Origin of the sequence: Providencia huaxiensis (assembly GCF_002843235.3) — a bacterium.
GTDB lineage: Bacteria > Pseudomonadota > Gammaproteobacteria > Enterobacterales > Enterobacteriaceae > Providencia > Providencia huaxiensis.
In genome coordinates this window covers 2,812,540-2,826,655 of record NZ_CP031123.2, presented here as the reverse complement: position 1 = coordinate 2,826,655, position 14,116 = coordinate 2,812,540, and the positions used below count along the sequence as shown (strand labels likewise).

Here is a 14,116-nt window from a genome sequence, read left to right as displayed (position 1 = left end):
TGACATTTGGGCTTTATTTTCTAGCTTTTAACCTATTTTATTTACCGAGCTTACCTTTTAGGAAGCTAATGATATTTTCTAGGCCAACCAGTTCTTTATCATCACTACGGCGTGATTTATATTCAATTTGGTTGTTGTCTAAGTTACGGTCACCAATAACGATAGTGTATGGAACACCAATCAGCTCCATATCGGCAAACATCACGCCTGGGCGCTCTTTACGGTCATCGAAAATTACATCAATACCGTTTGCTTTTAGGTCAGCATAAAGTTTTTCTGCAACTTCTTTAACACGATAAGATTTGTGCATATTCATCGGTAAAATAGCCACTTGGAACGGAGCAATTGCATCCGGCCAAATAATTCCGCGATCATCATGGCTTTGTTCAATAGCAGCGGCAACAATGCGCGTTACACCAATACCATAACAACCCATAGTGACGATTTGGTTATGCCCATCCTCATTCTGGACTGAAGCTTTCATTGCTTCTGAATATTTAGTGCCTAATTGGAATATATGACCAACTTCGATACCGCGTTTAATTTGCAGTACACCTTTACCATCTGGGCTTGGGTCACCTTCAACAACGTTACGTAAATCAAAAGCTTGTGGTAATGCTAAATCACGTTCCCAGTTGATGCCAAAATAGTGTTTACCATCAATATTTGCACCTGCACCAAAATCGCTCATCACTGCAACGCTACGGTCAATAACAATCGGTAGTGGCATATTTACAGGACCTAAAGATCCAGGGCCTGCATTCACCGCATTTCTGATTTCAGCTTCAGTGGCAAATTCTAATGGGCTAGCGACTAAAGGATGTTTTTCTGCTTTGATTTCATTTAATTCATGGTCGCCTCGAATTAACAAAGCGACTAGTGTATGGCCTGAATCCTTTTTCGCATGAACAATCAATGTCTTAACGGTTTTTTCAACAGGTAAATTGAATTGTTCAACAAGCTCCGCGATTGTTTTTGCATTTGGTGTATCCACCAGACGCATTTCTTCTGTTGGAGCGCCACGTGGTGTTGTTGGTGCTAATGCTTCTGCAAATTCAATATTAGCTGCGTAATCAGATTCAGTAGAGAAAATGACGTCATCTTCACCATTTTTCGCTAATACTTGGAATTCGTGGGATGCGCTGCCACCGATAGAACCGGTATCAGCTTGAACAGCACGAAAGTCAAAACCAATACGTGTGAAAATTTTGGTGTAGGCTTCGTACATTGCATCATAGGTTTCTTGCAATGATTCTTGGCTAATGTGGAAAGAATATGCATCTTTCATAATAAATTCACGTGAGCGCATCACACCAAAACGTGGGCGAACTTCATCACGGAATTTGGTTTGAATTTGAAATAAATTCAATGGCAATTGTTTGTAAGACGTGATTTCGTTACGCACTAAATCTGTGATCACTTCTTCATGAGTCGGACCGAGAACAAACGGGCGCTCACCACGATCAACAAAACGTAGCAATTCAGGACCATACTGTTCCCAACGACCACTTTCTTGCCATAAATCTGCAGGTTGAACAACGGGTAAAGATACCTCTATAGCGCCTGCATTTTCCATTTCTTCACGAACGATGGTTTCTACTTTACGTAGAACACGCACACCGGTGGGTAACCAGTCATACAGACCTGAAGCAAGTTTACGGATCATTCCTGCACGCAGCATCAGCTGATGGCTGATAACTTCTGCATCCGCAGGGGTCTCTTTTAGAGTTGAGAGCAGATATTTGCTAGTACGCATTGTATAGGTTCCATTAGAACAATAAGTTATGGCAAACGATTTATTTGCCAAGGTATATAGTGAGCTAGTCTACCAGTGACGGAGGCTTGCCAAAAGGGGTTAACGTGATTTTTCGCATGGTTCGATAGCGAATACTTCAGTCACACCATCAATTACTCGCCAACGAATATTAAAATCTAATAAATGGACTGCATACTCACGAGTTTCAGTCGATTGTTTTTTGTATGCGGGGCGAGGGTCTTGCATTAAGACTTGTGAAATAAATTGTTTAATGCCCGGATAGTGATTTTGATAAGCAACTAATTCAGTTTCTGTTTGTGGGGTAAATATAACCTGCATATCATCTGAAGGAGTGTCCTGCGCATACCCTGCGGTTGCGTTTGATACTGCTTCAGCAAAAGGTAAATAAGGTTTTATATCGATAACAGGAGTGCCATCAACTAAATCAAGGCTACCAAGCTCAAGGATCACCTGGTTGTTTTTTACTGTTATTCCATGTAATTCAACAAGTGACATACCTATTGGGTTTGGCCTAAATGTTGAACGGGTTGCGAAAACCCCCATTTTTTCATTGCCACCGAGTCTTGGAGGACGCACCAGTGGTTTCCAACCATTTTCCATCGTTTGATGAAAAACGAATAAAACCCACACATGGCTAAATTGATTGAGTCCTCGTACCGAATTAGGGTCGTTAAATGGCGAATGCAAATGTAAGCGCCCCGCACCTCCCTGAACAAGTCCAGGTTGGCGAGGGATTGCAAACTTTTCTTTATACGGAGATTCAATGTGCCCAATAACATTAAACTGAAAAGATTGCATAAGATCTTTATTCAACAATTTGTAATGCACTGCCTTCACAAATTGTTGCCTGATAACACCCCGGGGAGGTCATGGTTTGGCACTGATGTAAAAGTACGGCATCAGCAGCAATATAGGCAGCTTGTGATAACATGCTGTTTTTTGCGGTATTTAAATTTGCCGGAGGGCTTTGAACGCTTTCTCGACAAGATTCCCCAGAGACAACACCCAAATCTTTGAAAGGCATCCCTAATAACTCTTCTGGACTATTCATTAATTTAACGTTTGCTGTGTCAGGCTCTGTCACACTTGGTACAGGTTTAGATAATTTCATACTAGTGAAACCTTTATTTTGCCCTGGACTCGTGTATTGGTTAATTCCACACCCGGCTAACACAAATGTCACCAAAGTGAGCAATAACAGTCTCATAAATTATACCTTTCTTATGTGGTTCAAAATAATGCCGTGATATTTTTATAGTCTATAAATTACAAAAAATACTAGACGGCGTTAAGCCGTCTAGTATTTTAATCGCTTTTTAAATAATAAAAAAGATTACCAACCTTTAACTGCACCACCATCGAAGACTTCATTAGCTTTATTTGCCACTTCATCCGATTGATATGCTTGAATAAATTTCTTTACGTTCTCGCTATCTTTATTATCTTCACGAGCAACAATAATATTTACGTATGGTGAATCTTTATCTTCAACAAATAAACCATCTTTTGCTGGGGTTAATTTAGGTGTCGCACTACTTGCCCAAGTCGTATTAATAATCGCTAATGCAATTTTTTGGTCATCTAAAGCACGAGGCAATTGAGGGGCTTCTAACTCAACAAATTTTAGATCCTTTGGATTTTCAACAACATCTAAAACCGTTGGCATTAAACCTGTACCATCTTTTAATTTAATTAGACCTTGTTGCTGTAGTAACAGTAATGAGCGGCCCAAGTTAGTTGGGTCATTTGGTAACGCAATTTGTGAACCATCAGCGAGTTCATCTACAGACTTGATTTTTTTAGAGTAAGCCGCAATTGGATAAATAAAGGTATTTCCAACAGGGACTAATTTATAGTTACGATCTTTAATTTGCTGATCAAGATAAGGTTTATGTTGGAATGCATTTGCATCGATATCGCCTTTGCTCAATGCTTCATTAGGTAAAACGAAGTCATTAAATGAAACAAGCTCAACATTTAAACCATACTTTTCTTTAGCAACTTTTTGCGCGACCTCAGCAACTTCTAATTCTTTGCCCATGATCACACCAACTTTAATGCTGTTAGCATCTTTCTCTTTCTCACCACAACCAGTGAGAACGAGTGTGCCTAATAGCGCGCCGACAACTGCGATAGATTTTAATTTAATAGACATTGTTTTACCCCTTTAATACGGACTTTATAAGCACCTCAACGGCGCAGCTATTTTACTAACTATCGATGTGAAACTTTTTTCATTAAATACTCGCCACCAAACTGAATTAGATTTACTAAAATGACGAGGAGAACAATAACGGTATTCATCACAACAGGATTATAAGTTTGATAACCATATTGCAGTGCGATTTGTCCTAAACCACCTGCACCAACAGCACCACCCATGGCGGAATATCCGACTAACATAATTAATGTGATAGTGGCTGCATTAATTAAACTTGGTAATGCTTCTGGGATTAAAATCTTACGAATAATCTGAAGCGGAGTCGCTCCCATCGCACGGGCTGATTCAATTAAGCCACTTGGAATTTCTAATAACGCATTTTCAACCATGCGAGCGATAAACGGTGCAGCGCCAATTGTTAAAGGCACGATTGCCGCTTTTAAACCAATAGTCGTCCCAACAAGAAACGAAGTTAATGGAATAATCCAAACCAGTAAAATAATAAATGGCACTGAACGGAAAATATTTATGACAACTGCAAGAGCTCGATATAGCCCTACATTCTCCATTACTTGGTCTTTGCGTGTAATATAGAGCAATACACCTAATGGTAAACCTAAAACAAAGCCCAAAAAGCCGGAAACAAAGGTCATTGTGATAGTGTCAATTGTGCCGTTAATCAGCAGATAAATCATTCTCTCAGACATAACCCAAAACCTCTACTTTCACGTGATGCTCTTTCAGAAATGCAATTGTGGATTCAACGCCACCATTAATGCCATGTAGCTCGGCTAACATCACCCCAAATTTTACGCCACCAGCGTAGTCAATTTGTGAACTTAAAATATTAATATCAATATCAAACTTGCGTACAGCCATTGAAATTAAAGGAGCATCAACAGACTGCCCTGTAAATTCAAGTTTGAGTAATGGTGATGAGTCCTTACCAGGCTCTGTTTTTAATCGTTCTTTATAATCATCTGGAATATCAATCACTAATGTTGATTGAATAAACGCTTGAGCGACAGGTGTTTTCGGGTGAGAGAATACTTCACTCACTTTGTCTTGCTCGATTAATTGCCCACCACTTATTACAGCGACTTGATCACAAATACGTTTTACAACATCCATTTCGTGAGTAATCAATAAGATAGTTAGGCCTAATCGGCGATTAATATCTTTCAATAATTCTAAAATTGAACGTGTTGTTGCGGGGTCTAATGCACTTGTCGCCTCGTCACAGAGCAATACTTTAGGCGAATTAGCTAATGCGCGAGCGATAGCAACACGTTGTTTTTGTCCGCCAGAAAGGTTTGCTGGGTATGCATCTTTCTTTTCAGTTAACCCAACCAAATCGAGTAATTCATTCACTCGCTCTTTAATTTTTTCTTTAGGCGTATTATCTAGCTCCAAAGGAAGAGCAACGTTATCAAAAACAGTACGTGAAGATAACAGGTTAAAATGTTGGAAAATCATGCCAATGCCGCGACGTGCTCTCGTCAACGTTTTTTCAGTCATTGATGTTAAATCTTGTCCATCGACAATAACTTGGCCTGAAGTTGGACGCTCAAGCATGTTCACGCAACGAATAAGCGTACTTTTACCCGCACCTGAAGCGCCAATAACGCCATAGATCTGACCAGCAGGCACATGCAAGCTAATATCAGTAAGCGCTTGAATGTTACGGCTTCCTTGCTGGAAAACTTTATTAATATTTGAGAGCTTTATCATTTATAGTTTCTAACTTTATCTGAATTGTTTTTAGATAGTGTATCTAATAATGTTGGATGTTAAGGCGTCTAGACGTCTAAGTCAATAAAGATTGTTCTATTTATTCTATTCTCCTTTTATTTCTTTTCATGAGATACTAAAAAGAGATTAAATTTTAGGAGTGAACAGGTGAGTAACGGGATCCCAGCAGTCTTTTTAGATAGAGATGGAACAATTAATATCGATCATGGCTATGTACACAAAATTGATGATTTCGAATTTATCGAAGGTTCAATTGAGGCAATGATTGAATTAAAGAAAATGGGTTATGCATTAGTTGTGGTAACTAACCAGTCTGGTATTGGGCGTGGTATCTATACAGAAGACCAATTTATGCAACTAACTGAATGGATGGATTGGTCATTAGCTGACAGAGGTGTGGACTTAGACGGTATTTACTTTTGCCCGCATCATCCTGATGCTGATGTTGAAGAATATCGCCAAGACTGCAATTGCCGTAAGCCAAAACCTGGAATGCTATTAGATGCGCAATCATTTTTAAATATAGATATGGCTTCTTCTATTATGGTGGGTGATAAGCTCGCTGATATACAAGCAGGAAAAGCAGCTAAAGTTGGCACAACGGTATTAGTAAAAAGTGGCGAAGCTGTAACAGATGAAGGAATAAATAACGCTGATATTGTTATTAGTAGCATTGCAGAACTGCCAGAAGCCTTAAAAAGAATCAAAAAATAGTCGTTTTGAGTGATAAGCAAGCAGTTGAACAAAATAATGCAAAAAAGGGGTTGCCAGATTTTTCTGACTCCCTATAATGCGCATCCACTGACCGGGAACAAGACAACGCAAAGCGCGATGAACACTGAAACGGCAGCGAGAGATTCTGAAAAGAAAAAGCAAAAAATTGCTTGACTCTCACGGAGGAAAACGTAATATACGCCTCCTCGCAACAACGACCCGGTTCACGAAATCAGGTGTCGACATCGAAAGATGAGTTGCAACGCTCTTTAACAATTTATCAGACAATCTGTGTGGGCACTCACAGGACACTATCAAAAAAATATTTGATTTTAAGTCTTGAAGAGTGACTAACACGTTAATTCATATATATGAACTAATAGGTAATTTGGTTTCTTCGGAAATCAAACGACAGTAACATTCTTTGAGCATCAAGCTACTTTTAATTGAAGAGTTTGATCATGGCTCAGATTGAACGCTGGCGGCAGGCCTAACACATGCAAGTCGAGCGGTAACAGGGGAAGCTTGCTTCTCGCTGACGAGCGGCGGACGGGTGAGTAATGTATGGGGATCTGCCCGATAGAGGGGGATAACTACTGGAAACGGTAGCTAATACCGCATAATCTCTTAGGAGCAAAGCAGGGGAACTTCGGTCCTTGCGCTATCGGATGAACCCATATGGGATTAGCTAGTTGGTGAGGTAATGGCTCACCAAGGCGACGATCTCTAGCTGGTCTGAGAGGATGATCAGCCACACTGGGACTGAGACACGGCCCAGACTCCTACGGGAGGCAGCAGTGGGGAATATTGCACAATGGGCGCAAGCCTGATGCAGCCATGCCGCGTGTATGAAGAAGGCCCTAGGGTTGTAAAGTACTTTCAGTCGGGAGGAAGGCGTTGATGCTAATATCATCAACGATTGACGTTACCGACAGAAGAAGCACCGGCTAACTCCGTGCCAGCAGCCGCGGTAATACGGAGGGTGCAAGCGTTAATCGGAATTACTGGGCGTAAAGCGCACGCAGGCGGTTGATTAAGTTAGATGTGAAATCCCCGGGCTTAACCTGGGAATGGCATCTAAGACTGGTCAGCTAGAGTCTTGTAGAGGGGGGTAGAATTCCATGTGTAGCGGTGAAATGCGTAGAGATGTGGAGGAATACCGGTGGCGAAGGCGGCCCCCTGGACAAAGACTGACGCTCAGGTGCGAAAGCGTGGGGAGCAAACAGGATTAGATACCCTGGTAGTCCACGCTGTAAACGATGTCGATTTGAAGGTTGTTCCCTAGAGGAGTGGCTTTCGGAGCTAACGCGTTAAATCGACCGCCTGGGGAGTACGGCCGCAAGGTTAAAACTCAAATGAATTGACGGGGGCCCGCACAAGCGGTGGAGCATGTGGTTTAATTCGATGCAACGCGAAGAACCTTACCTACTCTTGACATCCAGAGAACTTAGCAGAGATGCTTTGGTGCCTTCGGGAACTCTGAGACAGGTGCTGCATGGCTGTCGTCAGCTCGTGTTGTGAAATGTTGGGTTAAGTCCCGCAACGAGCGCAACCCTTATCCTTTGTTGCCAGCGATTCGGTCGGGAACTCAAAGGAGACTGCCGGTGATAAACCGGAGGAAGGTGGGGATGACGTCAAGTCATCATGGCCCTTACGAGTAGGGCTACACACGTGCTACAATGGCGTATACAAAGAGAAGCGACCTCGCGAGAGCAAGCGGAACTCATAAAGTACGTCGTAGTCCGGATTGGAGTCTGCAACTCGACTCCATGAAGTCGGAATCGCTAGTAATCGTAGATCAGAATGCTACGGTGAATACGTTCCCGGGCCTTGTACACACCGCCCGTCACACCATGGGAGTGGGTTGCAAAAGAAGTAGGTAGCTTAACCTTCGGGAGGGCGCTTACCACTTTGTGATTCATGACTGGGGTGAAGTCGTAACAAGGTAACCGTAGGGGAACCTGCGGTTGGATCACCTCCTTACCATTGAAGTGTTTTTGTGAAGTGCTCACACAGATTGTCTGATGAAATAGAGTAGCGGTATCGATAGGCTTGTAGCTCAGGTGGTTAGAGCGCACCCCTGATAAGGGTGAGGTCGGTGGTTCAAGTCCACTCAGGCCTACCACTTTTCTCTTATGTTGCGTTATGGCTCAGCTCGTTTACCCAAAAGTAAACTTCGCTAATCCACGCCTTGCCTAAGAAAAAAGACCTCGAATAAGAAAATCTTATAAAGAGATTCATCGATACCGAAAAATACCTTTATGGGGCTATAGCTCAGCTGGGAGAGCGCCTGCCTTGCACGCAGGAGGTCAGCGGTTCGATCCCGCTTAGCTCCACCATAAATTTTTCTGATTATTCAGAATAGATTAGTCAACTAGTCTATTGCGAATAATTATGCTCTTTAACAATCTGGAACAAGCTGAAAATTGAAAACAACGCACATTGTTTATCGCTTAAACAATGTGAGAGTCTCTCAAAAATCTCAACTTGAAGATGTCGTCAACAGACAGAAGCCGTCGGGTTTTGTGTCGAGTGACAAAAAAGACACCTTCGGGTTGTGAGGTTAAGCGACTAAGCGTACACGGTGGATGCCTAGGCAATCAGAGGCGATGAAGGACGTGCTAATCTGCGATAAGCGTCGGTAAGGTGATATGAACCGTTACAACCGACGATTTCCGAATGGGGAAACCCAGTGCAATTCGTTGCACTATCGTTTGATGAATACATAGTCAAACGAAGCGAACCGGGGGAACTGAAACATCTCAGTACCCCGAGGAAAAGAAATCAACCGAGATTCCCCTAGTAGCGGCGAGCGAACGGGGAGCAGCCCAGAGTCTTAATCAGCATTAGCATCAGGAGAACGGTCTGGAAAGTCCGGCAGTAAAGGGTGATAGCCCCGTATCCGAAGGTGTTAGTGTTGTGAACTCGACGAGTAGGGCGGGACACGTGTTATCCTGTCTGAATATGGGGGGACCATCCTCCAAGGCTAAATACTCCTGATTGACCGATAGTGAACCAGTACCGTGAGGGAAAGGCGAAAAGAACCCCGGCGAGGGGAGTGAAATAGAACCTGAAACCGTGTACGTACAAGCAGTGGGAGCCCCACCACCAAAGCATTTTCTGGTGTTGAGGACAACTTTGAAGTGGCATTCAACACGCGTTGACGGAGCGCTTTTTGCGACGTCCAACACACAAAACAAGCAGTGAATGTGCTTTGGGGTGGGGTGACTGCGTACCTTTTGTATAATGGGTCAGCGACTTATATTCTGTAGCAAGGTTAACCGTATAGGGGAGCCGTAGGGAAACCGAGTCTTAACTGGGCGAATAAGTTGCAGGGTATAGACCCGAAACCCGGTGATCTAGCCATGGGCAGGTTGAAGGTTGGGTAACACTAACTGGAGGACCGAACCGACTAATGTTGAAAAATTAGCGGATGACTTGTGGCTGGGGGTGAAAGGCCAATCAAACCGGGAGATAGCTGGTTCTCCCCGAAAGCTATTTAGGTAGCGCCTCGTGAACTCATCTTCGGGGGTAGAGCACTGTTTCGACTAGGGGGTCATCCCGACTTACCAACTCGATGCAAACTACGAATACCGAAGAATGTTATCACGGGAGACACACGGCGGGTGCTAACGTTCGTCGTGAAGAGGGAAACAACCCAGACCGCCAGCTAAGGTCCCAAAGTCATAGTTAAGTGGGAAACGAAGTGGGAAGGCTCAGACAGCCAGGATGTTGGCTTAGAAGCAGCCATCATTTAAAGAAAGCGTAATAGCTCACTGGTCGAGTCGGCCTGCGCGGAAGATGTAACGGGGCTAAACTATGCACCGAAGCTGCGGCAGCGAACGTATCACTTAAACTGATTAAGTGATACTCAGATGTATCAAAACGATTGACGGAGCGAAGCGACGTCAATGCGTCCAACAAAGTCGAGGCGGAAACGTCAGGCAGTCAGTTTAAGGATACGTTCGTTGGGTAGGGGAGCGTTCTGTAAGCCTGTGAAGGTGTACTGTGAGGTATGCTGGAGGTATCAGAAGTGCGAATGCTGACATAAGTAACGATAATGCGGGTGAAAAACCCGCACGCCGGAAGACCAAGGGTTCCTGTCCAACGTTAATCGGGGCAGGGTGAGTCGACCCCTAAGGCGAGGCAGAAATGCGTAGTCGATGGGAAACGGGTTAATATTCCCGTACTGGTGATAATTGCGATGGGGGGACGGAGAAGGCTAGGCTATCCGGGCGACGGTTGTCCCGGTTTAAGAATGTAGGCAGGTGAATTAGGCAAATCCGGTTCACTACATGCTGAGGTTCGATGACGAGTCACTACGGTGATGAAGTAGCTCATGCCCCGCTTCCAGGAAAAGCCTCTAAGCTCTAGATTATCATTAATCGTACCCCAAACCGACACAGGTGGTCAGGTAGAGAATACTCAGGCGCTTGAGAGAACTCGGGTGAAGGAACTAGGCAAAATGGTGCCGTAACTTCGGGAGAAGGCACGCTGGCGCTAGGTGAAGTCCCTCGCGGATGGAGCTGAAGCCAGTCGCAGATACCAGCTGGCTGCAACTGTTTATTAAAAACACAGCACTGTGCAAACACGAAAGTGGACGTATACGGTGTGACGCCTGCCCGGTGCTGGAAGGTTAATTGATGGGGTTATCCGTAAGGAGAAGCTCTTGATCGAAGCCCCAGTAAACGGCGGCCGTAACTATAACGGTCCTAAGGTAGCGAAATTCCTTGTCGGGTAAGTTCCGACCTGCACGAATGGCGTAATGATGGCCAGGCTGTCTCCACCCGAGACTCAGTGAAATTGAACTCGCTGTGAAGATGCAGTGTACCCGCGGCAAGACGGAAAGACCCCGTGAACCTTTACTATAGCTTGACACTGAACATTGAGCCTTGATGTGTAGGATAGGTGGGAGGCTTCGAAGCGTGGACGCCAGTCTGCGTGGAGCCAACCTTGAAATACCACCCTTTAATGTTTGATGTTCTAACGTTGCCCCATTATCTGGGGTGCGGACAGTGTCTGGTGGGTAGTTTGACTGGGGCGGTCTCCTCCCAAAGAGTAACGGAGGAGCACGAAGGTTGGCTAAGCATGGTCGGACATCATGCGGTTAGTGCAAAGGCATAAGCCAGCTTGACTGCGAGAGTGACGGCTCGAGCAGGTACGAAAGTAGGTCTTAGTGATCCGGTGGTTCTGAATGGAAGGGCCATCGCTCAACGGATAAAAGGTACTCCGGGGATAACAGGCTGATACCGCCCAAGAGTTCATATCGACGGCGGTGTTTGGCACCTCGATGTCGGCTCATCACATCCTGGGGCTGAAGTAGGTCCCAAGGGTACGGCTGTTCGCCGTTTAAAGTGGTACGCGAGCTGGGTTTAGAACGTCGTGAGACAGTTCGGTCCCTATCTGCCGTGGGCGTTGGAAGATTGAAAGGGGCTGCTCCTAGTACGAGAGGACCGGAGTGGACGCACCACTGGTGTTCGGGTTGTCATGCCAATGGCATTGCCCGGTAGCTAAGTGCGGAAGAGATAACCGCTGAAAGCATCTAAGCGGGAAACTTGCCTTGAGATGAGTCTTCCCTGACCCTTTAAGGGTCCTAAAGGAACGTTTAAGACTAAGACGTTGATAGGTTGGGTGTGTAAGCATAGCGATATGTTGAGCTAACCAATACTAATGAACCGTGAGGCTTAACCTGACAACACCGAAGGTGTTTTAGGGATTGAGAGATTAAAGTTGATTCAATAAAGTGAGAAGCCGAGAGGTGAAGGACACACAGCTTGTTTGAGATTGAGGTTCTGGTTTAGTGGAGAAAACTAAACGGGAACAAATAGAATTTGTCTGGCGGCAATAGCGCGGTGGTCCCACCTGACCCCATGCCGAACTCAGCAGTGAAACGCCGTAGCGCCGATGGTAGTGTGGGGTCTCCCCATGTGAGAGTAGGGAACTGCCAGACATTAAATTAGTGAAGAAGCCACCCATTGGGTGGCTTTTTTGCGTTTAGGGATATCCTCGGTATTGTGCTAACTTGCTAACTATTTTCTTTTTTTTCTTTTTTTTCTTTTTTTCTTTTTTATTTCTTTATTACTGTATTTCTCACGCTATTTCCCCTTCCCCTTTTCATCTCTTTGGCTTATGGGAAGCCATTAATATATCTTTACCGCTGATCGTGGTGAATAGAATTGTTGGAACTAAAGTAGTGAGTAACAACTCACGTATTTTTTAATTAAGTGCAGGTAAGTCAATAAAATCAAATGGATATAATTTGTTGATAATTATCTATTACTCCAGAGAATGTAATCACTTGAGCCAAAGTAGTAAGTAACAACTCACGTGTTGAAGAGCGCGCGGAGAGATAAGTGATGGCTGTGGGGTAAAAAGAGTTAAGAGAGTTAGGTTAGGCAATCGATAGGTGACTCTTAGTGGCATTGGCTCTGTGAATGAAAATTTTGGATATAAAGTAGTGTGTAACAGCTCTCATGTTGAAGGGGATAGTGGTTGCTGTTGATGGTGATGGGTTGACGGGAGTTAGGAGGAGCAATGGAAGAAAAGCGTTTGTATTGGCGTGATGAATGGATGTTTTAGATACAAAGTAGTAAGTAACAACTCACTTGTTGAGGTGGGACTGTGGTTGCTGGTGATGGTGGTGGGTTGACAGGAGTTAGGAAGAGCAATGGAAGAAAAGCGTTTGTATTGGCGTGATGAATGGATGTTTTAGATACAAAGTAGTAAGTAACAACTCACTTGTTGAGATGGGACGGCGGCTGCTGGTGATGGGCAGGAGTTAGGAGGGGGTAATGGAGGATAACTGGTTGTATTGGTGTGATGAATGGATGTTTTAGATGTAAAGTAGTAAGTAACAGCTCACTTATTTCTTAATTAAATGTAGGTAAGTCAATAAAATCAAATGGATATAGTGTATTGATGATTATCTATTACTCCAGAGAATGTAATCACTCGAGCCAAAGTAGTAAGTAACAACTCACAGGTTATTTTGTGGAAAAGAGAATTTTAAGAATATCACATGAGTACTGTGGACTGGGTGTTTTTCCATCATGGTGATGAATGATATCGCTTGAGCCAAAGTAGTAAGTAACAACTCACAGGCTCTTTTGTGGAAAAGAGAATTTTAAGAATATCACGTGAGTGTTGTGAACTGGGTGTTTTGCCATCACGGTGATGAATGACATCATTTGAGCCAAAGTAGTAAGTAACAACTCACTTGTTGAGATGGGACGGCGGCTGCTGACGATGGAGGTGGGGTGACGGGAGTTAGGAGGGGGTAATGGAGGATAACTGGTTGTATTGGTGTGATGAATGGATGTTTTAGATGCAAAGTAGTGAGTAACAACTCACGTGTTTCTTAATTAAGTACAGGTAAGTCAATAAAATTAAATGGATATGGTTTTTTGATAATTATCTATTACTCCAGAGAATGTAATCACTTGAGCTAAAGTAGTAAGTAACAGCTCACATTTTTTAGTAGCAGAGGAATAGAGGGAGATAATATGGGAGAAAAATAGATAGGAGGATTGTATTTACCCCGGTTTATTTAGGTGGTGAATCCGATAGAAGGGAACAAAGTAGCAAGTAATTAACATGTTTATCATTTCAAAAGAAGAGTAAAAGAAGAACAGAACATTTCTGTGTAAAATTTAAAGACCTTATAGTTAAGATGGTGATTATGCTAAATTTGATAAGCTATAACTACTCAAATT

At 43.6% G+C, this 14,116-nt stretch carries 7 protein-coding genes, 2 tRNA genes and 3 rRNA genes; 6 read left to right on the top strand and 6 right to left on the bottom strand.

The features are described 5' to 3' along the window. Window positions 1-37: 37 nt before the first annotated feature. From proS to metN, 6 genes are all read right to left on the bottom strand, one after another. Window positions 38-1,756, bottom strand: coding sequence for a proline--tRNA ligase (gene proS / locus CYG50_RS14655; protein WP_102139915.1), 1,719 nt, complete (start codon window positions 1,754-1,756; stop codon window positions 38-40). A 99-nt stretch (window positions 1,757-1,855) separates the two neighbouring features. Then, a complete protein-coding gene (gene tsaA / locus CYG50_RS14650) occupies window positions 1,856-2,575 on the bottom strand; it encodes a tRNA (N6-threonylcarbamoyladenosine(37)-N6)-methyltransferase TrmO (protein WP_102139964.1) in 720 nt (239 codons plus the stop codon). Window positions 2,576-2,582: 7 nt separating this feature from the next. After that, window positions 2,583-2,984: an envelope stress sensor lipoprotein RcsF gene (rcsF, locus tag CYG50_RS14645; RefSeq protein WP_102139914.1), complete on the bottom strand. Its 402-nt coding sequence runs from the start codon at window positions 2,982-2,984 to the stop codon at window positions 2,583-2,585. Between the two features lie 126 nt (window positions 2,985-3,110). Next, window positions 3,111-3,932 carry a MetQ/NlpA family lipoprotein gene (locus tag CYG50_RS14640; protein WP_004257378.1) on the bottom strand — a complete coding sequence of 274 codons (822 nt, stop codon included), beginning with the start codon at window positions 3,930-3,932 and terminating at the stop codon, window positions 3,111-3,113. Window positions 3,933-3,991: 59 nt separating this feature from the next. Next, window positions 3,992-4,645 (bottom strand): methionine ABC transporter permease MetI, encoded by a 654-nt coding sequence (metI, locus tag CYG50_RS14635; protein ID WP_102139913.1) that lies wholly within the window; start codon window positions 4,643-4,645, stop codon window positions 3,992-3,994. Beyond that, window positions 4,638-5,669, bottom strand: a complete 1,032-nt coding sequence (gene metN, locus CYG50_RS14630; RefSeq protein ID WP_102139912.1) for a methionine ABC transporter ATP-binding protein MetN — start codon at window positions 5,667-5,669, stop codon at window positions 4,638-4,640. Before metN ends, metI begins: the two co-directional genes overlap by 8 nt. A 168-nt stretch (window positions 5,670-5,837) precedes the next feature. Between metN and gmhB the strand changes: the two genes are divergently transcribed. From gmhB to rrf, 6 genes are all read left to right on the top strand, one after another. Continuing rightward, entirely contained in the window at window positions 5,838-6,404 is a 567-nt protein-coding gene (gene gmhB / locus CYG50_RS14625) for a D-glycero-beta-D-manno-heptose 1,7-bisphosphate 7-phosphatase (RefSeq protein WP_102139911.1), read from the top strand. Window positions 6,405-6,847: 443 nt separating this feature from the next. Next, window positions 6,848-8,387, top strand: a 16S ribosomal RNA gene (locus tag CYG50_RS14620). Window positions 8,388-8,452: 65 nt separating this feature from the next. Then, window positions 8,453-8,529 (top strand) — tRNA-Ile (locus tag CYG50_RS14615). A 138-nt stretch (window positions 8,530-8,667) separates the two neighbouring features. Continuing rightward, window positions 8,668-8,743, top strand: a tRNA-Ala gene (locus tag CYG50_RS14610). A gap of 222 nt (window positions 8,744-8,965) precedes the next feature. After that, a 23S ribosomal RNA gene (locus CYG50_RS14605) occupies window positions 8,966-12,096 on the top strand. Window positions 12,097-12,238: 142 nt separating this feature from the next. Further along, window positions 12,239-12,354 (top strand): 5S ribosomal RNA (rrf, locus tag CYG50_RS14600). Together the 16S, 23S and 5S rRNA genes with 2 tRNA genes alongside form the textbook arrangement of a ribosomal RNA operon. Window positions 12,355-14,116 lie beyond the last annotated feature (1,762 nt).

What these genes read in the sequence shown, in the direction of transcription:
- tsaA (WP_102139964.1), bottom strand. Translation starts at nt 2,575, where the DNA reads ATGCAATCTTTTCAGTTTAATGTTATTGGGCACATTGAATCTCCGTAT.
- CYG50_RS14640 (WP_004257378.1), bottom strand. Translation starts at nt 3,932, where the DNA reads ATGTCTATTAAATTAAAATCTATCGCAGTTGTCGGCGCGCTATTAGGC.
- metI (WP_102139913.1), bottom strand. Translation starts at nt 4,645, where the DNA reads ATGTCTGAGAGAATGATTTATCTGCTGATTAACGGCACAATTGACACT.
- rcsF (WP_102139914.1), bottom strand. Translation starts at nt 2,984, where the DNA reads ATGAGACTGTTATTGCTCACTTTGGTGACATTTGTGTTAGCCGGGTGT.
- metN (WP_102139912.1), bottom strand. Translation starts at nt 5,669, where the DNA reads ATGATAAAGCTCTCAAATATTAATAAAGTTTTCCAGCAAGGAAGCCGT.
- proS (WP_102139915.1), bottom strand. Translation starts at nt 1,756, where the DNA reads ATGCGTACTAGCAAATATCTGCTCTCAACTCTAAAAGAGACCCCTGCG.